This is a genomic window from Rubripirellula obstinata (assembly GCF_001642955.1).
GTDB lineage: Bacteria > Planctomycetota > Planctomycetia > Pirellulales > Pirellulaceae > Rubripirellula > Rubripirellula obstinata.
The window spans coordinates 1-23,145 of the sequence record NZ_LWSK01000017.1 but is presented as its reverse complement, the minus strand read 5'-3'; the positions used below and the strand labels follow the sequence as shown (position 1 = coordinate 23,145).

Genomic DNA, 23,145 nt, shown 5'->3' with positions numbered 1-23,145 from the left:
CATGGGTCTTCTAAGATACGCGAACAGCGAGGAATTGAAACCGTCTTCTTTTTAACTTGCCCAACGACCCTGGTTTAACTTCTTTTTCTAATGCGTGACATCGACTTGTCTTCCAGTGATTTGCCCGCCATTCGCAATCAATACATTGATTCGGCCACCAGCTTGGTCGTGAAGGTCGGCACGCGAGTGCTAACCACACCCGAAGGGAAATTGGACCTCGATCGGATTGATTTGCTCGCTGAGGGGCTTTGTGATATCGCCGATACGGGCCGCCAAGTCATCATGGTCAGCAGTGGTGCAGTCGGCGCGGGGATGGGGAAATTGAATCTGGAAACCCGGCCTTCGGGATTGGCCCAATTGCAGGCAGTCGCAGCGATTGGCCAGACGGACTTGATTCAAGCCTACGAAAAATCGCTGGCAAAACGAGGGCGTCATGCCGCGCAGGTCTTGCTGACAACCGCAGAACTGCGCCGCCGAAAAACGTATTTAAACGTGCGAAATGCGTTCGCGCGGATCCATGAATACGGGGCGATCGCGATCGTCAACGAAAATGACTGTGTCGCCGTTTCTGAATTGAAAACAACGTTTGGTGACAACGACCGGCTGGCTGCACAGGTGGCCGGGCTGCTTGGCGATACCGTGCTGGTGATCTTGTCAGACATCGACGGACTTTTTGACGGTCCGCCAGAATCAGATACTAGCGAAGTTGTCGAGGTCGTTGAGGAGGTTGACGACAGCGTCCGCGCGATGGCTCAGGTCAACCGCCAATCGTCCAGCAAGGGCGGCATGGCCAGCAAGTTGGAAGCTGCCGCGATCGCTGCTTCGCATGGTCACCCAACCGTCATCGCGCCTGGACGCGACGACCGCGTGCTGCAAAAAATTCTGGCGGGCGAGGAAATCGGAACGCTCTTTTTGGCCGACCAAGATGGATCGGTGCGCGGCCGCCGCCGATGGATTGGTGCATCAGCGGAGGTCGATGGTGCGGTAACCATTGACGATGGTGCATCGCGTGCGGTCAAGCATTGCGGCAGCAGCTTGCTGGCGATTGGAATCACGAAAGTTAGGGGCCCGTTTAAACGCGGCAGCGTGGTTTCGCTTCGAGATAGAGACGGCAACGAAGTGGCGCGGGGCCTCTGCAATTATTCGTCTGGGGATGTAGAGAAAATCCGTGGCAAAGCAAGCGATGAGATCAGCGAAATCCTTGGTCATTGCCCCTACGAAAGCGTGGTTCACCGAGACAACCTGGTGCTGACCGTTTTGTAGTTTCTCAGTGGCAAACTTTTCAGTGGCAAGCTTTTCAGTGGCAAACTTCTCAGTGGCAAACGGAAGGGGATGGGTGCAATTCTCCGCAAAATTCTCTGCAAAAAATCTTATTGCGATAACTTTTCTGCCGATCCCCGCCTGTGGGTGGACCTGGCCGTCAGTTTCCTAGCCTCAGTTCGATAATTTGCGTGCCAACTGAGTCTGTTGGGTGCAAAACACTCAGGTGGAATCAAGCCACCCTCTTTACCACTCGCCGACAATCGTAACCCTTGCTGGCTCTGCACGGGACTCAGTCTCTTTTCCAGACTTTACAAGCCCTTTCCAGCCTTTACGGGGAAAACGAAATGAACAGATTTTTCAAACGAGTGACAATGACTTGCGCGGCGACTTTGGCAGCGTTTTGCATGACGAATAGCAACTCTGCGTTGAGCCAAGGCATCAGTTCGCCAGTCGTGATTTCACAGCCCAGCGTGGTCGCCCAGGCAGGAACCAGCGGCGGATCGTATTACTGCGCCAAGTGCGGAACGTATCACACTCGGTCCGCGACCGGCGCTTCGCAGCGACAGCAAGTTCAACAAGTTGGCTATCAGAAAGGCAGCCAATCGGTTCCGTCGGCACAATCAGGTCTGCGCGGTGGCGGTGGCGTCCAGAACGTTTTGGCGACACTCAATGCACAACGGGCTCGACAGGGCGTGGGCAGTTTGCGATATGATCCGGCTCTGCAAGCGGTTGCTGCACGCCGGGCTCAGATGATGGCTTCGATGAACCTGAAAAGCCATCCGCCAGGTTCGTATGCACCGGGCACCTACGAAGGTGTGGGTTGGTCTAGTTCTTATTCGCCATCAGGGGTTTCAGCTTGCTTTACCAGCGACGCACGAATGAAAGCCGCCGGTGCCGCGATGGCGACCGGCAGCGATGGCGTTTACTTCGCCGTGGTCTATCGCTAGTTCGGCGTGGCGTGTGGCGACACACTGCGGCTATCAAAAGCGGTGGATGGTTGGCATTGGCTTGCCTTACCACCGCTTCCTTTTCAATTGCTGATGAACCCATCGAATTGGTTTCGCCTGCCAATCGAAAACTACCAGCGGCTTCGGCAACGCTTGTGACTTCTGCGCAAGTCCACCAAGCGGCGCAGTGGTTGAGCGATTTTGCGATCCGAAAAATGCCTCGTCGCATTGACGGCGACAAGGATTGGGGCGCGACCAAGCAGATTTGGTCAGGTGTCAAAATCCGCATGGATGGCTTGCGTTTGAAGACGAATCGCCGTCATCGCGACGTCAAACATGGACGCTGGATTCGATACGAACTCAATGCCGCTCCATTGCTGCCGATCGGCGTGGCGGCACCATCGGCCCATCAGCAACTTCCGCAACCGTCACTGGTGATCGATCGCGTTTTACCTGACCGAACAAATACAGGATCGCTGGTTGAAAAGGAGCCCCATCGGTGGAAGATCCAATCGACAGCGATCTTGCCAATGTCTTTTTCAGCTCGAGTGCAACGCTGGAACCTTGGCACGCGGCTTTTCAGCGTCACGGTTACCGGCAGTATCCGATTGGAAGTTCGGACAACGTCAACGATCGGCTTTGTGATGGACTATGCCGAATTTCCACCCGCATTGGTGCTGGATCCCAACGTGATTCGCACTGATGTTGAACTGCAACAGTTCAAAGTGAATCGTGTCAGCCACATGGGCGGCGAATTCGCTCAGGGGTGGGGCGAAATCGTCGAAGAAGTTTTGGTCGAACGATTGGTCGAAAAGCAAAGCGATCGATTGACCAAAAAGCTGAATCGTGCGATCGACAAACAACGCGATGAGCTACGTTTTTCGATGACCGATTGGCTGACCGGTTTCGCCAACTAGATCAACCGGCAATCCAACGCTGAAACATGCAATTGCCGGAACGGCGCTGCGTTTGTTCCGGCCTACCTATTCCGCTGGCGACTAAACCGCTTGGCGTGCCAATTCGCGGGCTGGCTGGCCGGCCGTCACAGCGGCGTAGCCACCAAACGCGATTGCTGAAAAGAACAGGTCACCGGCAATCGTATATCCGTAGAACGGAATCGCGGCAATGTAACAATTGGCTAGTCCCGCACCGGTCGATGGGTACCAAGCGGATGCCCAGACGCCAAAGTTGCTGACCAGGAAAAACAGCGTCGAAGCGATCAGCGAACCACCCGCGACCGATCCAGCGAACTTGAATCCTTTGCCTTCCGTGCGGCTGATCAAGCGACCGACTGGCACGGCCAATGTTGCAGCGGCGTAGACGCAAACCATCGTCACCGGGCTGTAGAAACCCAAGCCCGGGACGCCCAAACATTGCCCAATTGTGTCGCTGCACAACAGGATTGCGGCTGGAATCAACCACGCAATTCGGCCGCTGCAATAGCAACCGGCAAACATGCCAATCGCACCCAGGCAGGCGACATTAGGCGGGTGCGGCATAAAACGACTGGCGATCGCGACAAGGATCAGGGCGAAATAGAACATCGGAGGCCAAATATTGAGACGGGTAGGGAACAATCGGTTTCAGAGCCCCAAGTTTAGCCAAGCAACCTGGGAGGCGGAAGAGCGCCGTAAACGCACGCCTGGTAAATCAAAATTTGTCCAAAATCGATCAATCAATCGTTAAAAACGTAGCTGATCCCGCCAGGGTTCAGTCCGATTTGAACTGGCCAATTTGAACTGGCCAATTTGAACTGATCCCGGGGGACATCGATTTGATTGCTGCCGGATGTGTTTCGTTACTCATACCAATAGAAGTCGAGCAGGTAAATGTAAACAGTCGTTGATCGCCCCGCGATCAGAACGTTCGTGCAATAGTCCTGTAGGGACGGAAGCCCTTTGCCGGGGATGTAAATCCCCGGATGGCATCGTCTAATCTCCCTTTTTCTTTGTCTCGGTTTCGCGGCGTAGCCGCGAAACCGAGACAAAGAAATGATGTTGCGGGCAGCCACCCGGGTGCTCGCGCACCCGGCAGGGAGCTGTCGGCCTTCCAGGCCTAACGTTTGATTCCGTGGGCATCGCCTGGGCTGACGAAAATGTTTGCGTGGAGGGAAACTGGACGACTTTGGAGGGGTGTGGCTGATCGGCCTCGGTGTTGATTGCAAATTGCAAAATGAACACTGAAAAATGTAAATTGACCAGCAAATACAGCTTCCCAAGAATTTTCAATTTGCAATGTTCATTTTGCAATTTGCAATGTTCGACTGGTTCGCGAATAACATCACCCACCGCATTTTCATCAGCCCAGGCATCGCCCCGCGCGTTGTGCCGCCCCGGACGCCCCGAACGCGCGGGGCGATGCCCACGCGGTTAAACAACTTAGAAATCCTTTACGGGATCAGGATCATGCCGGTCGCGACGGCGGCAGACTCGGCCAAAATTGCTTTTCGGTCCCATGGCGGTCGCTGATACAGCGCCGGGGCACACGATCCTGTTCGGTAATAGCCCATCGTGTACTCGCATTCGCACGGTGGCTTGATGGCCATTTTGTAAGGCAGCATTGGGATTGTCGTGAAGAATCGAATTCCCGACGCCACCGGTTGCAGATGCCCCCATCGCTGGTGGCCATGCCGTTCCAGCATGACGTCTTCAAAGTAGCGTGGATTCGAGAACGTGTTGGCTGCCGCCCATCGACCAACTGACCAAGTCCAAGACGCATCGTATCCAGAATCCTGGCCGATCGAACGTCGCTCGCTCGCCAATTCTGGCAGCGGTGCAAGTGGCCGTGGCGCGTCAGTGCGAAAGCCATCAGGCGTGCTGCCGTTGCCGACGTCGCTGGTGGCTGTCGACACAGCCGCAATCATGGGAATGTTGAAACGTCCGCCGGAAACCGTGGGCAATGATTCGGTCGCTTGCGAACCAAGGATACCGTCCTCTTCTTCTTCCTCTTCGTCTTCTTCGTCTTCGTCATCTTCTAAATCTTCGTCGTCTTCAGAATCCTCATCCTCATCTAAATCCTCGTCCTGGTCTTCGTCTTCCTCCTCATCCATGTCTAACTGCGCAGTCTTGTTCAACTTTGCCGAAGAATCCGTTTCGTCTGCCTGAGTTGTTGCCCAACTGCCAAAGATTAACATCAACATCAACAGCCAACGCAAGCAGTGCAAGCTAGTCCAGCGTGAATCAATGGATGAATGGTTGCGGCAATCAACGAACATCATGGTTTCCTTACCAAAGTCGGCGAACGTTCCCTCTAGTTCAGAACATCGGACCGCTGCCATCGGCAATGAAAGACGAAACGCATTCCCCGCTACAACCGGAACAAGCGCCCCGCCCAAATACCTGCCTGCCACCAATCTTGGTGGCAGCTTTCGTGAAACGAATGATTCGTAAACTAGGGTTCTGAAGTCAGGTCTCTTGCCGCTCGCGTCCAAACAACGCTGCGGCGAAACCCATCTTCAAAAATTACGCACTGCTTAGCCAACACGAAGTCGAACCATGAAACAGCCATTTCCTTTTGAAACTGAACCAAGGTCGATGTCTTTCCCAGTCCGTTTGTTCTGGTGCATCGCATTCTTTGGGCCTGCTGCGTACTTCGGCTATCAAGGTGAAACAGTGCTGGCGGCCATCCTGGCTTGCGCCGGCATCGGCGCGTTCGGCGGATTTCGCGTCGGCATGTTGTCGATCTTGACCTCCGTCGCCGCGATCACCGCCGCGATTGTTTATGCCCCTGAAATTGGAATGCAATATGAATTGCAAGTCGGTTCAAAGCTGGGAACAACCGGCCTGCTGAACCGATGCATCAGCGTTGCCGCGGTCGGGATCGGCATCTCGATGCTGGTTTGGCTGGTGATGCATTTGACCGTCGGTCGCATCGTACGAAACCGTCCCAGCTTGGTCCGGATGAACCGCCGTTGTGGATTCGTGATCGGATTCGCGCAAGGTGCCGCAGCGATCTTGTTGTTGGTTGGCGGGCTGTTGGTGATGGAACCGATCCAACGCCAAAAATTAGCCGAAGCCAATGTTGCCGCCGAGGACTATTCACTGGTTCACAAAGCAATCTTTTGGACTGTCGATCAAACCGACGCCAGCGTGATCGGACCAACGATTCGCAAATACAACCCGATCGAAAGAATTCCTCAGCTAAACCAAATCCAACGTGTTCAACGCACCGCCGCTGTGTTGTCTGACCCCGCCAAGATGAACGACGTGATCGGCCACCCATCGATTTTGGAATTGCAACAGCGTCCCGAAGTGCAAAAAGCTGTCGCCGAACTGCGCAGCGACGAATCGATCAACGATATTTTGACGTCCGGAAAACCGATGGACCGAGACGCAGCGATGACTCTGCTGAATCACCCAGCAGTGTTGAACTTGGTTGACCAGCCCGGCTTTCTGGAACAGGCCAACAAGGCAATCGAAGCCGCAGGTTTGTAAACGCTGGTCTTTGTCGGTGGCGTAGGCTTCCAGCCTGTGGGTTGCCAGCCTGTGGGTTGCCAGATCACATGCTGGAAGCCTGTGCCATCGGCTAAGCGACTGGGCAATCTCAGCAGGTTCGTTATCTTCTTTCCATTATGAAAGATGAAACCAAACCCAAGACCGCCTCAACGGTACTTTTTCGCTTCACCGGCGAAGATCGTCCGGGACTAACCGCATCGCTTTCTGACCTGCTTTCGCGATTCGATTGCCAGATCATCGATGTCAACCAAGCAGTCATCCACCGGTCGCTGCTGCTGGGGATTCTGGCCAGGATTCCGGCCGAGCATGACGAAGATCGAGTCGTCCATAAGTTGCGACGCCGTGGCCGAAAACTCGGTTTGAAGTGCAAGACTCGGCGAATTTCTGATTCAGACTACGACGCGTGGGTGGGACGCGAGGGCAAAGCTCGATTCATTTTGACGCTGCTTTCGCGCGCAGTAACGGCGGTGCAGTTTAGCGCCGTGACCGCCCTGCTGGCCGATCAAGACCTGAACATCGACGTCATCACAAGGTTGTCAGGCCGACCTGATCGAACAGTAAACGATGAACCGACGCGGGCGTGTGTTGAATTTTCAGTTCGCGGGGAACCGTTGGACGCGGTCGCGCTCAAAGCCGGTTTGCTGGATCTGTCTAGCCGCTTGGATTTGGACTTGGCGTGGCAACGTGATGACGCCTACCGACGAAATCGCCGTGTGGTTGCCTTCGATATGGATTCCACTTTGCTGCAAGCCGAAGTCATCGATGAACTGGCGGTCGAGGCCGGCGTTGGCGAAGAAGTCAGTGCGATCACCGAAGCAGCAATGCGCGGCGAACTTGATTTTGACCAATCGCTTCGTCGGCGTGTCGCCTCATTGAAGGGACTGCCCGAAAGCGTTCTGCCCAAAGTCGCTGCAAGGTTGGAATTGACCGAAGGTGCCGAACGATTGCTGGCCAACTTGCATCACTTCGGTTACCGGACTGCGATCCTGTCCGGTGGATTCACCTACTTTGGTCGCTACCTACAAGACAAGCTGGGCATTCATCATGTGCATGCGAATCAGTTGGAAATCATCGACGGCAAGCTAACCGGCAACGTCCTTGGCGAAATTATCAACGCAGAAGCGAAGGCACGGTTGCTGGAAGAGTTGGCGACATCCGAAGGGATCTCGCGTAAACAAACCATCGCGATCGGCGACGGGGCGAACGACCTGCCAATGCTGGCCCGAGCAGGACTGGGCATCGCTTTCCACGCCAAGCCGGTCGTTCGCAAATCGGCGGAACACGAAATGTCTACGATGGGCTTGGACGCAGTGCTGTACTTGCTGGGCGTTCGCGACCGAGATTTAACGGTGGCGTAAAATCATTGCCACTACTTTTCTTTGGCCATCCACCAAACTCGGTGCAGCAATGTTGGTTCATCGACGCCGGCTTTCTGCATCGCGTCGGCGGCGCGGCGGATCGGTTGAGGCACCTGTTCAAGTCCAGCGAGGTAGCACATGTGTGCGATTTTTGCATTCATGCTCTGGACGGATTGCAACCACTGAACCGGTAGCTCATCGGCTTGGTCTGGAAAATCCCAAGCCAACGCTTTGATCGTCTGGGGCCGTTTCGTCGAGGTTCCGCCTTCGCCGATTTGCGCGAGCAAACTACGACCATCCATCGACATCACCGATCCAATCGCCCGCATTGATTGATCCACCTTGGCCAGCATCGGCACAGCCTTCGATGGTGGTAGAGCACCAGCGAAGGCGATCACTTTTTTGTGAGATTCCGATTGGTCAGTTGCCCACACATCACGCAATGATTCCGGTGTGCCGCGACGAGTAGTGGGTGACATCATCACCAACGCCAATGTTCGCCGGATGTCGAAACCTGAACGGACCAGATCATCAACCAGATCTTTTTGAACCTTCAATAAATCATCGCTCATCGGTGCGCTCATCGGGTGAGCCGCCTGACCGCTCAGTGGTCGGCCATGCACAAGTTCCCAAACCGAATTGACAATCCCTTCCGCCAAGGCCGGTGAACCCTTCAATGAGTTTGACCAAGAAGCAATCGAATCAAGCTTTGCAGTTGATTCCGAACGCGAAGAATCGCCGCCAAGCCAGCGAACGGGAACACCGGGCTTGGTTGCTTCTCCCCGCCGATCCATCGTCTCATAGAACACATCTTTGGCAGGTTTATTTTCAACGCGAACCAGTTTGCCGCCTGACTTCCGAAGCCCGCGGTCGATCGCTGCCGCAAAACCCCAATAATCTTTTTGCCCATGATTTCCACCAATCATCGAATCGTGGCAACGCGTGCAACTGACATCCAAGTTCATCGTCAACGATGCCAAGTTGGCGATCATGTCGGGGTGCGTCGCATCGCCATCCGCAGGCACCATCGATGTGTAGAAATTATTCGACGCCGTGTCGGTCCTGCTGATCAGCCGATACAAATACCCGTTGAAATAACTGTTCGGTTCAAGGTGCCTGGCAAAACCTGACTGCAAACGATTTTGAGCATCAGCGGGCAGGGTAGCAAAGTTGCCATCGGTCACTTGGTTCCACCAAGTTCCCGCGATCGCCTTGCCAACGTCTTTATTGAGCAACCAATTGGCCGCAGCGTCATGGTTGGCCAGCGCTGATACTGGAACCTTGATTCCAAGGGCTGCCGACAAACGCTCCGCAACTTCGGCTGGGTTGGCTTCGTCGGTGGGCTGGACGCCAGCCGACTTCCAGTAAGCTTTGAAATCTTTCTCGATGTTCCTGGAAACCAGCTTGACCGAGTGGGGTGGTTCTCGCAGTTTTGGCTCAGCAGGCAACGACTCTCTCGGACCAGCGCCACTTTTGTCTTCTTGTTCGCCGTTCAGAACGATTGCGGATTTGGCTGGCTTCGCAGAATCCTCTTGTTCAAACTTTTCATCCGGCTGACGTTCAACGAGCATGGCATCAGCGACAACTGTTGGCTCAGAAGACGCCGCGATTTCTGGTGCGGGCACATTGGGTGGAGCAACACTCGGTTGAGGAACCTGAGTCTGGGCGACTGTAAAATCTTTGACGAAAGAAAGATCTGGACGAACCCAGAAAAACGCTGCCAACGATCCGGCGATGGCCAGCGCCGAAAGGGTGGCCAATTTTCGGCGTGACTTGCGACGTCGTTCTGATTGCCGCTGCGACCGACTTACGGGCGTCACGGCGACCTTCATCGCATCGTCAACGGCCGACCCTGCATGATACTTCTGCAGGATCGCGTCTTTGAATTCTGGCGGAACCTTGCCGCCCACCGATTCGCTCAATAGCGCATCGAGTGCCACCGATTCTTGCGGTGTCAGTTCGTCATCGCTTGGACGTTCGCCTGGATGTTTGTTGGTGTCTTGGTCGCTGTTCATCGTACTTCTTAGGGTTGTTCTTCAACATTAACGTGTTGATCCTCTTGATCCTGCATTTTTCCTTCGACACAAGCCTTCAACTTCGCCTTCGCCCGCTGCATCAGGTTACGAGCTCCGTGATCGCTGATTTCTAAAGCTTCGGCAATCTGGACTCTCGTCGCTTCACTGGTGTAACGCATGGTCAGCGCCGTTTGTGCTCGCTCAGTTAGACTAGAAAAGCAATCTTTTAGTGCATCGACGGCTCGATTGCCCGTCACATCTTTCCCAGCCCATCGATTCCATATTTCATCGATGGACGCAGCATCGGGAACCGTCGAAACACGTTTGTGTTTTCGGTGATCTGAAACCAGCAAGTTGTAAGCAGTCCGACGCAGATACCCAGCGGTCGCCGCCTCGTTGTGCTGTACAAAAGTATCGCGTTTTAGCACGCGCAGAAACGTTTCCTGGGTCAGGTCATCAGCCTTGGAATCGTCGCAGCCAAGCATTCGCAGGTACCGCCACACACCACGCGAATGACGTTCAATCAACTGCGCAGGGGAAAGCTGCTCGAACTCATTTGAACTTTGATCCGATGTTTCCGCGTTCGATGCTCGGTCGGCATCGAACTGATCCGGCTTTGATTCGGACTGCCCAGGCACCCGCGATCAGGCCACCAAGTCAGTGATGATTTTTCCACCGCCAGCAATTTTCATTGGACGCCCATTCTTACTGGTAAAAGTTTTTTCAGTTGAAATGCCAAGTCCTTTGCAAACCGTCGTCATCAGATCCTCGCTGCTGTAAGGCTCACTTTCGACCGCCGAACCATCGTTGCTGGTTTCGCCGACGACCAAACCGCCTTTCAAGTTACCGCCGCCAACCACGCAAGACCAAGCCCTGGCAAAGTGATCACGTCCAGCGTCTTGATTGATCCGCGGAGTCCGACCAAATTCGCCCATCCAGATGATGACGGTGTCTTCCAACATACCACGCTGAGCCAAGTCTTCGGTCAAGGCACTCATGGCCCGATCGAGTTGCGGTAGTTTTTGTGTTTCCAGAGTGTTATGGATCCCCTGGTGATTATCCCAGCCACCCAAATCGACTTCGACAAACGGCACGCCCGCTTCGACCAATCGGCGTGCCAACAAGCACCCCTGGCCAAAACGATCGGTGCCGTAGCGTTCCTTCATTTCCTGTGGTTCTTTGTCCACCTGGAACGCTTCCATCTGGCTGCTGGTCATCAGGTCAAACGTTTTCTTTAGCACCTTGCTGTGTTCCATCGCAGGCAGGTCACGCGTACGTCGCTCAAACCCGCTTTGGATTGCACCAAGCGCCACCATCCGTTGTCGAAGCCGAGTTTCATCGAGCTTCTTTTCCATGTTGCGAATGCGTCCGTTGCTGGACACCGAAAAGGGACTCCAGGCCATGCCCAGGAAACCAGGTCCGGAACTCGCGCCGCCGATCGAAACGAACGGCGGAATTTCCAAGTCCGATCGCTGTTCCATCAATTCGTGCGAAATGACGCTGCCATAACTGGGGTGTTCAATGTTCGGATTGGGAACGAAACCAGTGTGCATGTAATAGCGACCGCGATTGTGATCGGCTTCGCGAGTGGACATGCTGCGGACGATCGACAGATGCTTCATCTGCTTAGCCATCATCGGCATGTGTTCACAGATTTGCCCTTCGCCGGTCGTCGAAATTGGTTTGAACGGTCCGCCGGTCGGGGCACCTGGTTTCAAATCCCAAATATCGATGGTCGCCGGTCCGCCACCCATCCACAACAAAATCGCCGATTTGCGGTTCTTCTTCATCTCATCAGCGTGCGCATAGATCGCGTTGCCCATCGTCATCGATGCACCCAACGCTGCCGATGATCCGGCAAGGTGTTCGATGAAGTGACGTCGAGTCATTCCGGCGGGTGTTTTCCAAGTCATTTCTGTAGCCTTTAGCTGTTAGCGATTAGCTCTTAGCTTTTGTTTTATGCGAAGAGCTAAACGCTCATCGCTAAAAGCTAATCGCTTCTTCAGTGTTGAAGGATAAATTCGTTGCTGTTGATGATGGCCCACCACATGTCCTGCATCATCTCTTTGACATCGCCCTCGCGTGCAACCAGCAGTTTGCTGGCGATTTGCAGTTCTTTTCGTTCGGGACGACGTGACAAACCGGCCAGGAACAAACCTTTGACGGCATCCTGAGGCGACTTGCTGTTGTCGGCCAATCTGTCCAGAAAACTGCCTTGCTTGGTTGAGATCGCGTTCTTGGTCAAATCACCATTGAACAGCATCAGGGCCTGCGGTATCGAACCGTTAAACGTCGTTGCTTCGTCGCCTTCGTCGGTGCCAAAGGCAACGACAAACTGCTGCAACCAGCGTCTTCGTTCACGTTCCTGTTCTTCGTAACTACCGCTACCCGACGCGTCGGTTGCCGTCACCATGGATTGATAAAGCTGTTCCGCACTCATCTGGCGCAGATAGAAACGCGAAAACTTGGGCGGTTCGCCAATCGATGGATCGTCGGACTCATTACCGCTGCCCAGTGTCGCGTCCAATTGGTAGGGGCGACTGGACGTGATCCAGGTGATCAACGACTTTAAGTCGTAACTACTGTGACGAAACGCTTCGCCTAGGCCGGCAAGCAACTCTGGGTGTGTCGATGGGTTGTGTGGTCCAAGGTCATCGATCGGTCTGGTGAAACCGTGGCCCATAAACATGGACCACATTCGGTTGACGATCATCTTGTCCAGACTCTCGCTCTGCATCATCAATCGCGCCAATTCGGATCGCCGGTTGACCTCATCAACAAAACCGCTCGGCCCGATCTCGTACTCTTTTTCGCCATCCGAAAACTTCGGGTAGGCAACCTTGGTCAGCCCGTTGCGAAGCTCGTAAAAGATCATCGCATCTTCGGGATCGTTCGCCTCGCCCGCGTAATCTTGATCGATCAATTCGCCATGGTCGATGTCATTGGTGCCGTCAACAAACCTTCGCAGCCCTCGGGTTTGACGGAAGAACGAATTGAACTCCCAAAACCGCTGCTGTTTCCATTGGTTGAAAGGATGATTGTGGCACTGAGTGCATTGAACTTGTTGACCGAGAAAAATACGCGTCGTGCTGCTGGTCGCCAGGGTTGCCTTTTCTTCGTTGACTTTGTCGATCAAGAAGTTGACCGCGCCGTTGAATCGGTCGGTTCCCGGCTTTGCCGAACCCGTCGCCGTGACCAGTTCGTAGACCATTTTGTTGTACGGTTTGTTGGATGCGAAACTATCGCGTAGATACTTTTGCATTCCATCGCGACTGACCAGCGATCGGCGGTCACTTCCGCCACTGCGGCCGATCAGCAAATTGGTCCAAACCGTTGACCAATGACGCGCGTACTCTTCGGTGTACTGATCGTCGTGCAACAAACGATCAACCAAATTGGCCCGCCGATCCGAGCTTCGGTCCGATTTGAACTCCGCTAATTCCTCAACCGTTGGGATGCGACCAATCACATCCAGATAGACCCGACGACACCAAGCTCCGTCATCGACCTCGCCAGCCGGGCGGACTTCGTAATCCGCCCAACCTCGTTGGATTAGCTGATTGATCATTTCGACCGGTGACGCCGAAACGGGACTGGACGTCGCTGCGGCCTGAACCTCTGTCTCAACGCCAGCCCCAGAATCGTCAGCAAAGCTGAACGAAAAGGCAGTCGTGAGTGCGATCAGAGATAAAAAAGCGGTGCGCAAGGGAATCATCCTTCAAAATGCGGCGTGGGAATCGGCGACGCGTTCACTCTTAAAACGACGTCTCTGCCCGAATGTACCCGTCGAAACTCATCCGACGGAACTCATTCTATTCAGATTCCAGGCCCACCACAAAGATGATTTGGCGGCTTCACAGCACCAAAAAAGCCGCCCTACGGGAACTGTCCCGCAATAACGTCCCGGGCCTCCCGTAGCTGGGCCCGCTAGGGTTCAGTCCAACGCCGTGAAGAGTTTTGGTCCAGTAAAAACCGATTATTTTGTTTAACCGCGTGGGCATCGCCCCGCGCGTTTCACCCCGCGCGTTTCACCCAGCATGGACGCGCGGGGCGATGCCCACGCGGTTAAACAGTCCAGAACCCCTTCACGGCGTTGGGTTCAGTCCATCATTTGCTGGACCCGACTGAACCCTGGCGGGCCCAGCTACGAAGGATTTCGTCAAAGACGGAACTTGTTTCGGGACAGTTCCTGCGGGCGTTATTCCGAAACAGGCTCGATCAATTGCCAATCGGCACGATCCGTCTCGGCATCCCACAATTTTGACCATTGCTGACCGCTTAGCAGGTGATGGACAATTTGAGCCAAGGGATCTGGGATGACAAAAGCGACCAATTGGCTGCCCGACTTCTTGATCACCTTATTGACCGCTTTTTCAATTCGCAGCTTTGCATCAAACAGCGATTCGCCGCCGGGAGGACAAATTTCCTCCGGAGTCTCCTGGCCTCGTTTGTAAAGCTTTGGGTGATTGCGGCGAAGTTCATCAAGCAGTTTGCCATGCCAAAGTCCATGGTCAACATTGCGAAACGCATCAATGATTTTGATCTTGGAACCGGATCGGCTCGCCAATGTTTCAGCCGTCTGTATCGCGGACTCGCAGGGAGCCGAGTAGAGGATCGATGGCCGGAAATCGGAAATCTCGTCACAGATTAATTCGACCTGCTGATGACCATTTTCGCTCATCGGCATGTCGAGCGAGCCTTTGATTCGGCCTTGCTCATCAAAGTCGGTCGATCCCGGACGAATCAACAGAACCGGGCTTCGGGCGGACGCTTTTAACAACATCAGGCTTGGCCTCCATTCATCTCGGTTTTGATCTCAGAAGTCATCGCCGCATTCAAGTCAGCAAAAGCCGCTTTGTAATCGTCTTTCTTGAAAATCGCCGACCCAACCACAAACAAATCACAACCTGCCGCTCGTGCCGGGCCGATCGTGCTGGCATCAATTCCACCATCAATTTGCAACAGAAGATCCGGATCTGCATCGCGCAGGGCCCGTAATTTCTCCAAAGCAATCGGATTAAATTTCTGACCGCCGAATCCTGCTTCGACGCTCATCACAAGCACCATGTCCACATGCGGCAAGCAACTGGCAATCGACGCCAGCGGCGTATCAGGATTCAAAGCCACACCAACGGACACGCCTAGTTCGGCGATCTGCTGTGCCGTTTCCGCCGCATCGATCACTGCTTCGGCATGAAAGGTTAAAAGATCGGCACCGGCATCGACCATGGGCTTGGCGTAGGTCAGCGGGTCACTGATCATCATGTGAACGTCCAAGGGCATCTCGGTGTGGCGGCGCAGACCTTCCACGATCGGCATCGCGTAGGTCATGTTCGGGACGAAGTGACCATCCATGACGTCCAGGTGCAGAACCTTTGCGCCAGCGTCGGCCAATCGCGAAACCTCGCCTTTGAGGTCGCCGAAATCACACAACAACAAACTGGGCAGCACCGCGGGCGATGCTGCTCGGATCGTCTCGAGCGAAGCTTGGGTCATTCAGTTCAATCTCTTGTGAGTAATCGAAAGACGGTTGCGAACTGGCGATCTAAAGAGCGAATCCGAACGTCTGCCACTTCCGAATCGCTTTCTGCAATGATTGCGACCCGGCAACTGAAATTGCAGCGTGGCCGCGACCGGTGCAATCTGTCAATCGCCACACCTTTCGACCCACCCACCCATCCCGGTGGATTCATGAAAGCCGAGTGGCCTATTTCCCCGGATCTGCATCGCCTGCGGTGCCGTAAGGGGAGAAAAACCACCCGAAATACTTGTGAGATTTCTGTCCAGATATTCCGGCTGGTCCGATTGGCGGGCCAATGAAGAGTCCGATCTGGCAAAGTAGGTCTGGGCAGGACGATCGGTCGTACCCGATCGAGCCAGCTTCGGGCTACGATGAGCAACAAGATGATGCATTCCACCAGGCTCCTACCGCTATTCTTTACCGCGACCGTTGTCGTCACTTTCAGTACGATTGCCTTTGCGCAAACGGCATCGGTTGATCGAACCACCTGCTATTTTCCGCTCAGTGTTGATTCGTCACAGAGCGACACGTTGCAGCGGAGGCCAACAACGCCGGACCAACTTTATCCCGATGCGTCACTCGGTTGGAAACACTACCTGCGACTCTGGAAGGATCTTCAGAAAGATCCCGCCAACGAATCACTACGTCGCTACCTGGGATTTGCGACTAGCAAAACGCCGGCCAGCAAAACACCGTCTAGCAAAACGCCGACCAGCAAAACCAACGACCAGGATGTCCGAATCCGCCGCGGCCGTTCCGCGCCCGCTTGGCTGGCCTGGAAACCCGGGTCGTATCGGCAAGTCGAAACCAGTCACTTCACGATCTACTCGCGTGCCGATCGGCAGGTAAGCACGAACGTCGCGCGATCGCTCGAACAGTGTTACTGGGTCTGGACGCAAATGTTCTTTCCGCTTTGGGAGGCAGCGCCGCAGGTTTCCGGTCACCTTGAACGATTGAAAGCTGATCAGTCTTTGGACAGCTTCCTGCAACTGTCGTCCAAACGGATCACGATTCGTCGTCGGCTGACCGTTGTCCTGTTTAGCGACGCCCAGCAATATGTCGACGCGCTGGGCAAGGACAATCCTGGCATCTCGCAATCGACTGGTTTCTACAGCGACAATCGACGCACCACTTTTCTGATCGGCCAACCGCTCGACTTACCAACCCTGCGTCACGAATTGGTCCACCAACTGTTTCGCGAAGCAACTCGCAGCGGACTTGATGAACAATCAGAACGTGATTTCTGGTTGGTGGAAGGCATCGCTGGTTACTTTGAATCGTTCAGTGGTCAAGCAGACGGGTCGGTAACGCTGGGCGGTTGGGATTCGCCGCGACTGCAATTCGCTCGCTATCGTGTTTTAGCAAATCGCGACACGATGCCGATTGAAGAACTTCGCCGCGACGGGCGTTTATCGGCTCAATCGCGAACCGACCTGCCGCGCTGGTACGCTCACGCGATCGCTCGGACACATCAACTCCTCGACGGCGGGAATTCAGAGTCTCGAAAGTGGATCTACCAGAAACTTGCTGAGCTCTACAAAATCGACGCGGGCCTCGGTGTCCCCAACAACACGATCCCAATCGACAAACCGCTGACCAATTTCTTGAAGGTCAGTGATGCTGATTTGAAATCCAATCCGCCCACACGTTCTTTGACAAAGCTTTGCCTGACGCGTTGCGATCTTACATCCGCTGGTCTGGCAACGTTGCCCGTTTCGGACCGCTTGAATTGGTTAGACCTTTCTTACGTGCCGATCAAAAATTCCGACGTCGCTCGATTACTGCCTCAGCCGCAATCACTGCAACAACTCAGTTTAGAAGCGACCGGTGTTGATGACGAAATGAGCGACTGGCTTAGGCGTGCCAAGGCTCTTCGCGAAGTCGATCTCAGTTGGACACAAACGGGCGACCAAGTTATCGAATCGCTTTCCAATGCAAAATCAATTTCGACGCTTTGGATGACCGGATCAAAGGTTTCGGATGCATCGGTGGACGCGATTTCGCAGATGAGAAATCTGAACAGTGTTGATCTGCAACGTACTGACGTCAGCGAATCGGGTTTGTCGCGTTTGCAGGCTGCTCGCAACAGCTTGACCGTGAATCCTCTTCAATTGATTTCACAGTAAGCGGGGTGTCGTCATGAATCGGTACCCCGAAATGATTCAAGTGGAACAATCGCTGCATCAACAGCCCGTGGCAAGCATTGATGGTGCGACGAAAAACACACTGCACCAATGGGTTGGTCGTCACGGCGATCGAGATGGTCCGATTCAACCGGGACAACGAGTCGCAATTGCTGTTGGCAGTCGTGGCGTCGCTAACTTGGCTGAAATTGTTTCGTCGGTGGTTGGTTTTTGTCGCGATCGTGGTGCAGTTCCGATCATTGTTCCCGCGATGGGCAGTCACGGTGGTGCCAGTGCCGATGGCCAGCAACGCGTGTTGGCCTCGCTGGGCATCACTGAATCATCCGTGGAATGTCCGATCGAATCGTCGATGGAAACCGTGTCGCTTGGTAAAACGCAAGCAGGTTTCGATGTGCGGTTTGACCGCATCGCGGCCCATGCCGATCATGTCGTGGTGGTCAATCGAGTCAAGCCGCACACACGACTAATTGGCAGTTTGCAAAGCGGCCTGATCAAGATGATGTTGATCGGCCTTGGCAATCACGACGGTGCCGCCGCCTACCACAGTCTTTTTCCGTCGCACCAATACCGACTCGACGCGATTGCCACGGAGATCACCGATCTGATCATCGCGAAGACTCCCGTGACGATGGGACTTGCAATCATCGAAGACGGTGCCGAACAGACTTCGCACATCGAGGCCGTAGCCGCCGAAGATTTCCTAACGCGAGAACCAGAACTGCTGAAAATCGCGACCGAGCGAATGCCTTCGCTGCCGTTTGATTCGGCCGACCTGTTGATCATCAATCGAATTGGCAAAGAAATCTCCGGCACGGGAATGGACACCAACATTGTCGGCCGCAAGTGGAACGATAACATCGCCGCGGCAGATGAATGGCCTAAAATCAGCGGCATCTATGTGCGGAACCTCAGCGAAAAAACAGCGGGCAACGCAACGGGAATCGGCGTCGCCGAGTATTGTCACCAAAACGTGGTGGATGCCATGGATGCGGAAATGACTAAGACAAACTGCATCGCCAGTGCGCATCCGACCGGCGGCAGGATTCCGTTAACCTTTCACAGCGATCAAGAGGCTCTCGATGCGATCTTGTCCCAATACCGCACGACGTCACCTGCTAACATGAAATGGATCGCAATCGAGGACACTCTTTCGCTAAGTCGATTCTTTTGCAGCACCGCCTTTCAAGATCAACTTCGCTCGCATGAGCGTTTACACCAATTATGCGATCCCGCTGCCATCGAATTCGATGACGCTGGCAACATGATGAATATCTTTTAGAGAACGCAGCATGAACTTTCCCCCGCTGACACACCTAGCTTTTTTGGGCTGTATTGTCGTGACGTTTCCGGCGATCGGAATCGCCAACGATTCTTCCAAGGATGATGCAAGTAAACCGACGATGGTGATGTCTGTTGTTGGCAACAACGCGATGCCAACGAACATTGTCAAACCCGGTTCACGTTGGAACTTTGGTCCGGGATCGTTGTGGACCCATCGCGGCTGGCAATACGCGGCTTACTGGGACGACAAAAAGCAAGTTTCCGTGGCTCGTCGTCAGTTGCCTAATGGAAATACACCTGGCAGCCCCTGGTCGGTTTTGTCATTGCCCGGCTATCAGCGGACTGACAACATCGATCGCGGAAAAGGCGGGAAGATTTCGCGAGGGTTTGGCGACGGACACGAAAAAGTTGCCATGGGGATTTCGGACGACGGCTACCTTCACTTGTCGTTTGACCACCATCTTTCGACACTTCGATATCGACACAGTCTGCAACCGATCGCCAACGCTCCTGAAACGGCGAACTGGAATGCCGAAGCGTTCAGCCCGGTGCTCAACAACCTGGGCAGGGTCAGCCGATCTCGAAACAGTCGGAACCGCAGAAACGCCGCTGGCCCGAAAATCGAATCAGTCACCTACCCCAGTTTTGTGACGGCTGATGATTCATTATTCCTGTATCTGCGTTTGGGCGGCGGATCGGGTAGCGCTAATTCGCATTTGTTTCGTTATCGAAGAGGACGATGGCTGGACAATCAGGAACCGACGAGTCAATTCATCGACAAGGCTTGGTCGGGCGGCGACAAAACGGTCAACGCTTATCCGTTTGGAATTCAATTTCATAAAGGTCGGCTTCACATCACTTGGTGTTGGCGTGACACACCAGACTCGACGACTTCGCACGATCTCTGTTACGCCTATTCGGATGACTTGGGAGTCACCTGGCGCAACAATGACGGAGCCATGGTTGCGAAACGGGGAACCCATTTCATCACAGCCGATACACCCGGGATCACTGCGATGAAGATTCAGTCAGGAAACAAGTACCGCAATGGCGGGTCAATGGCGGTGGACCAAAACGGGCGCGTCCACGTTCTGGCTCGCGGCGAAGATGGTTCGCCGACTCATTACCAACGCGACCCTGCGACTGGTAAATGGACGCGGCAGTCTTCTTCCACCGATGGTGCTCTGATCCCGGGTGCGAATGGTGCCATGTTCATTGTGTCGCATGAGGGTTTGTATCAAATGCCCGTTTCAAATTCAGGTGAAGCAAAACTGGTGGCCAACGGAAAGCCAGAACTGTTTGAGGATTGCAAGATGGGCATCGACAAGGCTCGCCCTAGTCAGGACGGATGGCTATCGGTGATGGGACAAATCAACAAAAAAGTGACGGTCATTGATTATTGGGTTGGGAAGCCTTCACCGAAAACAGACTGAACCTATCGCGGTTTAAAAATGTCCTGAACCATCCATCACTTTTGTTTGTAACCTCGGACACGCTGAAACCATCATGGACACGACCACTCAAATGCTTCGCATCACCGGACCGGCCATTGCCGAGCTGCCGGTTGCTGCTGCCGACGGCGGTCAAGATTCGATTTCCCCCATCACTGTGATTGGCAATGATGCTGTTCGCGAAACGTTTTGCGGGCAAACGTTGCGTCAAGCAATCAACAGTCGCTTGGCACCCGGTGTGTCGCGAGTCGTTTTGAATCCGGACGCGCATGTTGGTTACGGTGCACCGGTGGGTTGCGTGATGGTTTCGCCGAGCCACGTTTATCCAGGACCGGTCGGTGTGGACATCAAGTGCAGCATGAGCCTGTTGCAAACGGATCTGCCGGCCGATGCAATCAACGAACTGACCGTTCGTCGGAAGCTGATCAAGGCGATCGGCAAACGAGTTCCATCGGGGGCTGGTCGTGGGCAACGCAACGCACCGAAGTCGCGACGAGTCGATGGAGCACTGGGGTTTCAAGTGGTCACCGAAGGCGCGACTAAAAGCGTGCTGAAAAAGCTTGGGATTCCAAAGGGTTGGGCCGATGCGTGCGAGGACGCGTTTCACACCGCACCGGATGGTTCGTCCGATACCTTGGCGGCGCGGTTGCAGTGGATGGGACGCCAGCGTGACAAGCTGGATCGTATCGAAAGCAAGTATCGACAACTGGGCAGCCTGGGCGGTGGAAACCACTTTGGTGAAGCCGAAGTGGTTCAGTTGGTGCAAGATCCGGCGCTGCGAAAGATTGGCGAAAGCTTTGGACTTCGCGATGGGCACGTTGCGTTCTTGACGCATTGTGGATCACGTGGGTTTGGTCACGACATGGCGATGGGCCAGTTCCGCGCCATGAAATCAGATTTTGAAAAGCGTGGATTGGCGTTTCCCGCGGGCGATCCGCAATTGTGTTACGCCGAAGCTGATTCTGACGCTGGACAAAAATATCTTTGCGACATGGCGATGGGAGCGAACTTTGCGACCGTCAACCATCTGCTAATCAATGCATTGGTGCTGGAAGCGTTTCGCGAAGTCTTCCCCAGTGTTCGTGGTGAATTGGTTTACTTCATCAGCCACAACATTGTCCGCCGCGAAACGATCGACGGGATGCGACAGTGGGTTCACCGAAAAGGTGCAACGCGCGCTTTCCCGGCCGGGCACCCTGACCTAGCCCGAACTGCTTTCGCGGACACCGGACACCCCATTTTGTTGCCCGGGAATCCTCGTGATGGATCAAGCATTATGGTGGCGAATCCCGGCGCGTCGGCGTCAGCGTTCAGCGTCAATCATGGTGCCGGGCGCAGAATGAGTCGTACGAAAGCAAAGAAGAATCTGCGACAAGAAGCGGTCGATCAAGGCTTGCTGGATCACGACATCATCAGCAATTGTCGCGTGTATCCTCGCGATGAAGCGCCCGATGCCTACAAGGATTTCGGTGAAGTCCTGGCCAGCGTCACGCAAGCCGGTCTGGCATCGGAAGTTGCCCGCTTGAAAGCAAAGTTTGTGATCAAGGATGGAGCCCCAGCCGATGATTGATGACCCGCGATGCGAAGCTTTGACGTATGATGAAGTCCGCCTGTAACGGACTCTTTCACCACGACTGCCATGAGCCACCCCGACCCACACGCTCGATTGCCGAATCAGCAAATCCAATTGGTGGTGGTACAGGATGAACTGCAGCCGTGTCACTATCGGGACCAGGTTGCCCGGATGCCGCTGAGGGTGCCGATGGGCAACGTGACACCCGCGGCCGTCGATGAGATGCTGATGCTTGGGTATCGTCGAAGCGGTGATTTTGTTTATCGCACCCAGTGTCCTGATTGCAGTGCTTGCGAGCCAACGCGAATTGCTGCCCAATCATTCGCATTGACCAAGTCGATGAAACGCGTGCTCAAGCGAGGTGATCGTGATCTCGATTGCGTCATTGATGTCCCTGAATCGGAAAGCGAACGAGTCCGATTGTTCAATGACCATCGGCAGCGTCGAAATCTGGGAGACCGATGCGATTTGATCGACGAAGATGCTTATCGATCATTCGTTGTGGCAAGCTGCTTCCTGACGCTTGAAATTGCGATCTATCACTCTGGTCAACTGGTTGCAGTTTCAATCTTTGACGTCGGTGCCGAAAGCGTATCGGCGTTCTACACCTTCTTCGACCAATCGTTCCATCGATACAGCTTGGGAACTTACGCGATTTTGAAGCAGTTGGAATGGGCCAAGCATCAGAAGATTCGTTTCCTGTATCTAGGAATGTTTGTCGAAGACAATCGGCACCTAAACTACAAGTCTCGATTTCAACCACAACAGCGATTGATCAACGGAGAGTGGCAAGACTTCAACGCCCCGTCTGACATCGCGATGTTTCAAAACAACAAGTAGGCTGCATCTCGCATCGCTCGCTACACCAATCGTAGTGAACGGCTCTAAAACGTAGCTGATCCCGCCCGGGTTCAGTCCAACGCCGTGAAGGGTTGCTAATTTGTTTAACCGCGTGGGCATCGCCCTGGGCCGTGAAGGGTTTTGGTCCCGGAAAACACGTGTTAGGAACGTACGACTTTTTATAGTCGCCTTTCGCAGGGGATTTCGCAGGGGACGTTGCATCAGTTACTGCGCAATAGGCCCGGAGGGCCGGCAGCTCCCTGCCGGGTGCGCGAGCACCCGGATGGCTGCCCCACAT

At 54.4% G+C, this 23,145-nt stretch carries 18 protein-coding genes; 10 read left to right on the top strand and 8 right to left on the bottom strand.

Going from position 1 to position 23,145, the window contains the following annotated elements:
• The first annotated feature begins 90 nt into the window (after positions 1–90).
• From proB to RC85_RS07325, 3 genes are all read left to right on the top strand, one after another.
• Positions 91–1,263 carry a glutamate 5-kinase gene (proB, locus tag RC85_RS07335; protein WP_068260541.1) on the top strand — a complete coding sequence of 391 codons (1,173 nt, stop codon included), beginning with the start codon at positions 91–93 and terminating at the stop codon, positions 1,261–1,263.
• A gap of 344 nt (positions 1,264–1,607) precedes the next feature.
• Positions 1,608–2,210, top strand: a complete 603-nt coding sequence (locus RC85_RS28400; protein WP_238383102.1) for a CAP domain-containing protein — start codon at positions 1,608–1,610, stop codon at positions 2,208–2,210.
• A gap of 11 nt (positions 2,211–2,221) precedes the next feature.
• Positions 2,222–3,127 (top strand): hypothetical protein, encoded by a 906-nt coding sequence (locus tag RC85_RS07325; protein WP_162273182.1) that lies wholly within the window; start codon positions 2,222–2,224, stop codon positions 3,125–3,127.
• Between the two features lie 81 nt (positions 3,128–3,208).
• Here RC85_RS07325 and RC85_RS07320 read toward each other — a convergent pair whose 3' ends face one another.
• The gene (locus RC85_RS07320) at positions 3,209–3,754 is read right to left on the bottom strand and encodes a DUF6580 family putative transport protein (protein ID WP_068260536.1); all 546 of its coding nucleotides are present in this window, start codon (positions 3,752–3,754) and stop codon (positions 3,209–3,211) included.
• An 845-nt stretch (positions 3,755–4,599) separates the two neighbouring features.
• Positions 4,600–5,424: a hypothetical protein gene (locus RC85_RS28200; RefSeq protein WP_202907963.1), complete on the bottom strand. Its 825-nt coding sequence runs from the start codon at positions 5,422–5,424 to the stop codon at positions 4,600–4,602.
• A 280-nt stretch (positions 5,425–5,704) separates the two neighbouring features.
• Between RC85_RS28200 and RC85_RS07305 the strand changes: the two genes are divergently transcribed.
• Together RC85_RS07305 and serB are read left to right on the top strand one after the other, a co-directional pair.
• Complete coding sequence (locus RC85_RS07305; RefSeq protein WP_068260527.1) at positions 5,705–6,643, top strand: CvpA family protein; 939 nt, start codon at positions 5,705–5,707, stop codon at positions 6,641–6,643.
• Positions 6,644–6,780: 137 nt separating this feature from the next.
• On the top strand, positions 6,781–8,022 hold the full coding sequence (gene serB / locus RC85_RS07300) for a phosphoserine phosphatase SerB (protein ID WP_068260519.1): 1,242 nt from the start codon (positions 6,781–6,783) through the stop codon (positions 8,020–8,022).
• Between the two features lie 11 nt (positions 8,023–8,033).
• Here the strand turns inward: serB and RC85_RS07295 are convergent, their stop codons facing one another.
• From RC85_RS07295 to rpe, 6 genes are all read right to left on the bottom strand, one after another.
• A complete protein-coding gene (locus RC85_RS07295) occupies positions 8,034–10,037 on the bottom strand; it encodes a hypothetical protein (protein ID WP_068260516.1) in 2,004 nt (667 codons plus the stop codon).
• An 8-nt stretch (positions 10,038–10,045) separates the two neighbouring features.
• Positions 10,046–10,675: an RNA polymerase sigma factor gene (locus RC85_RS07290; protein WP_235033419.1), complete on the bottom strand. Its 630-nt coding sequence runs from the start codon at positions 10,673–10,675 to the stop codon at positions 10,046–10,048.
• A gap of 6 nt (positions 10,676–10,681) precedes the next feature.
• Positions 10,682–11,950 carry a DUF1501 domain-containing protein gene (locus tag RC85_RS07285; RefSeq protein ID WP_068260513.1) on the bottom strand — a complete coding sequence of 423 codons (1,269 nt, stop codon included), beginning with the start codon at positions 11,948–11,950 and terminating at the stop codon, positions 10,682–10,684.
• 89 nt (positions 11,951–12,039) lie between these two features.
• A complete protein-coding gene (locus RC85_RS07280) occupies positions 12,040–13,605 on the bottom strand; it encodes a DUF1549 domain-containing protein (RefSeq protein WP_068260616.1) in 1,566 nt (521 codons plus the stop codon).
• A 630-nt stretch (positions 13,606–14,235) separates the two neighbouring features.
• Complete coding sequence (locus RC85_RS07275; protein ID WP_149752969.1) at positions 14,236–14,820, bottom strand: histidine phosphatase family protein; 585 nt, start codon at positions 14,818–14,820, stop codon at positions 14,236–14,238.
• On the bottom strand, positions 14,820–15,533 hold the full coding sequence (gene rpe, locus RC85_RS07270) for a ribulose-phosphate 3-epimerase (protein WP_068260508.1): 714 nt from the start codon (positions 15,531–15,533) through the stop codon (positions 14,820–14,822). Before rpe ends, RC85_RS07275 begins: the two co-directional genes overlap by 1 nt.
• Before the next feature lie 408 nt (positions 15,534–15,941).
• Here rpe and RC85_RS07265 point away from each other — a divergent pair, with 408 nt between their 5' ends.
• The 5 genes from RC85_RS07265 to RC85_RS07245 all read left to right on the top strand — a co-directional run bounded on the left by RC85_RS07265 (position 15,942) and on the right by RC85_RS07245 (position 22,847).
• A complete protein-coding gene (locus tag RC85_RS07265) occupies positions 15,942–17,684 on the top strand; it encodes a hypothetical protein (protein WP_149752968.1) in 1,743 nt (580 codons plus the stop codon).
• Between the two features lie 13 nt (positions 17,685–17,697).
• Positions 17,698–18,981 carry a nickel pincer cofactor-dependent isomerase, group 22 gene (locus RC85_RS07260; protein WP_068260503.1) on the top strand — a complete coding sequence of 428 codons (1,284 nt, stop codon included), beginning with the start codon at positions 17,698–17,700 and terminating at the stop codon, positions 18,979–18,981.
• A 10-nt stretch (positions 18,982–18,991) separates the two neighbouring features.
• On the top strand, positions 18,992–20,416 hold the full coding sequence (locus RC85_RS07255; RefSeq protein WP_068260500.1) for a BNR repeat-containing protein: 1,425 nt from the start codon (positions 18,992–18,994) through the stop codon (positions 20,414–20,416).
• A gap of 73 nt (positions 20,417–20,489) precedes the next feature.
• Positions 20,490–22,004: an RtcB family protein gene (locus tag RC85_RS07250; RefSeq protein WP_068260497.1), complete on the top strand. Its 1,515-nt coding sequence runs from the start codon at positions 20,490–20,492 to the stop codon at positions 22,002–22,004.
• A 69-nt stretch (positions 22,005–22,073) separates the two neighbouring features.
• Positions 22,074–22,847, top strand: coding sequence for an arginyltransferase (locus RC85_RS07245; protein WP_068260494.1), 774 nt, complete (start codon positions 22,074–22,076; stop codon positions 22,845–22,847).
• The last annotated feature ends 298 nt before the right edge of the window (positions 22,848–23,145 follow it).

Excerpts from the sequence above, each read along its gene's own strand:
- serB (WP_068260519.1), top strand. The coding sequence starts at position 6,781 with ATGAAAGATGAAACCAAACCCAAGACCGCCTCAACGGTACTTTTTCGC.
- rpe (WP_068260508.1), bottom strand. The coding sequence starts at position 15,533 with ATGACCCAAGCTTCGCTCGAGACGATCCGAGCAGCATCGCCCGCGGTG.
- RC85_RS07255 (WP_068260500.1), top strand. The coding sequence starts at position 18,992 with ATGAACTTTCCCCCGCTGACACACCTAGCTTTTTTGGGCTGTATTGTC.
- RC85_RS07305 (WP_068260527.1), top strand. The coding sequence starts at position 5,705 with ATGAAACAGCCATTTCCTTTTGAAACTGAACCAAGGTCGATGTCTTTC.
- proB (WP_068260541.1), top strand. The coding sequence starts at position 91 with ATGCGTGACATCGACTTGTCTTCCAGTGATTTGCCCGCCATTCGCAAT.
- RC85_RS07285 (WP_068260513.1), bottom strand. The coding sequence starts at position 11,950 with ATGACTTGGAAAACACCCGCCGGAATGACTCGACGTCACTTCATCGAA.
- RC85_RS28200 (WP_202907963.1), bottom strand. The coding sequence starts at position 5,424 with ATGTTCGTTGATTGCCGCAACCATTCATCCATTGATTCACGCTGGACT.
- RC85_RS07250 (WP_068260497.1), top strand. The coding sequence starts at position 20,490 with ATGGACACGACCACTCAAATGCTTCGCATCACCGGACCGGCCATTGCC.
- RC85_RS07280 (WP_068260616.1), bottom strand. The coding sequence starts at position 13,605 with ATGATCAATCAGCTAATCCAACGAGGTTGGGCGGATTACGAAGTCCGC.
- RC85_RS07295 (WP_068260516.1), bottom strand. The coding sequence starts at position 10,037 with ATGAACAGCGACCAAGACACCAACAAACATCCAGGCGAACGTCCAAGC.
- RC85_RS07275 (WP_149752969.1), bottom strand. The coding sequence starts at position 14,820 with ATGTTGTTAAAAGCGTCCGCCCGAAGCCCGGTTCTGTTGATTCGTCCG.
- RC85_RS07320 (WP_068260536.1), bottom strand. The coding sequence starts at position 3,754 with ATGTTCTATTTCGCCCTGATCCTTGTCGCGATCGCCAGTCGTTTTATG.
- RC85_RS07265 (WP_149752968.1), top strand. The coding sequence starts at position 15,942 with ATGATGCATTCCACCAGGCTCCTACCGCTATTCTTTACCGCGACCGTT.
- RC85_RS28400 (WP_238383102.1), top strand. The coding sequence starts at position 1,608 with ATGAACAGATTTTTCAAACGAGTGACAATGACTTGCGCGGCGACTTTG.
- RC85_RS07245 (WP_068260494.1), top strand. The coding sequence starts at position 22,074 with ATGAGCCACCCCGACCCACACGCTCGATTGCCGAATCAGCAAATCCAA.
- RC85_RS07260 (WP_068260503.1), top strand. The coding sequence starts at position 17,698 with ATGAATCGGTACCCCGAAATGATTCAAGTGGAACAATCGCTGCATCAA.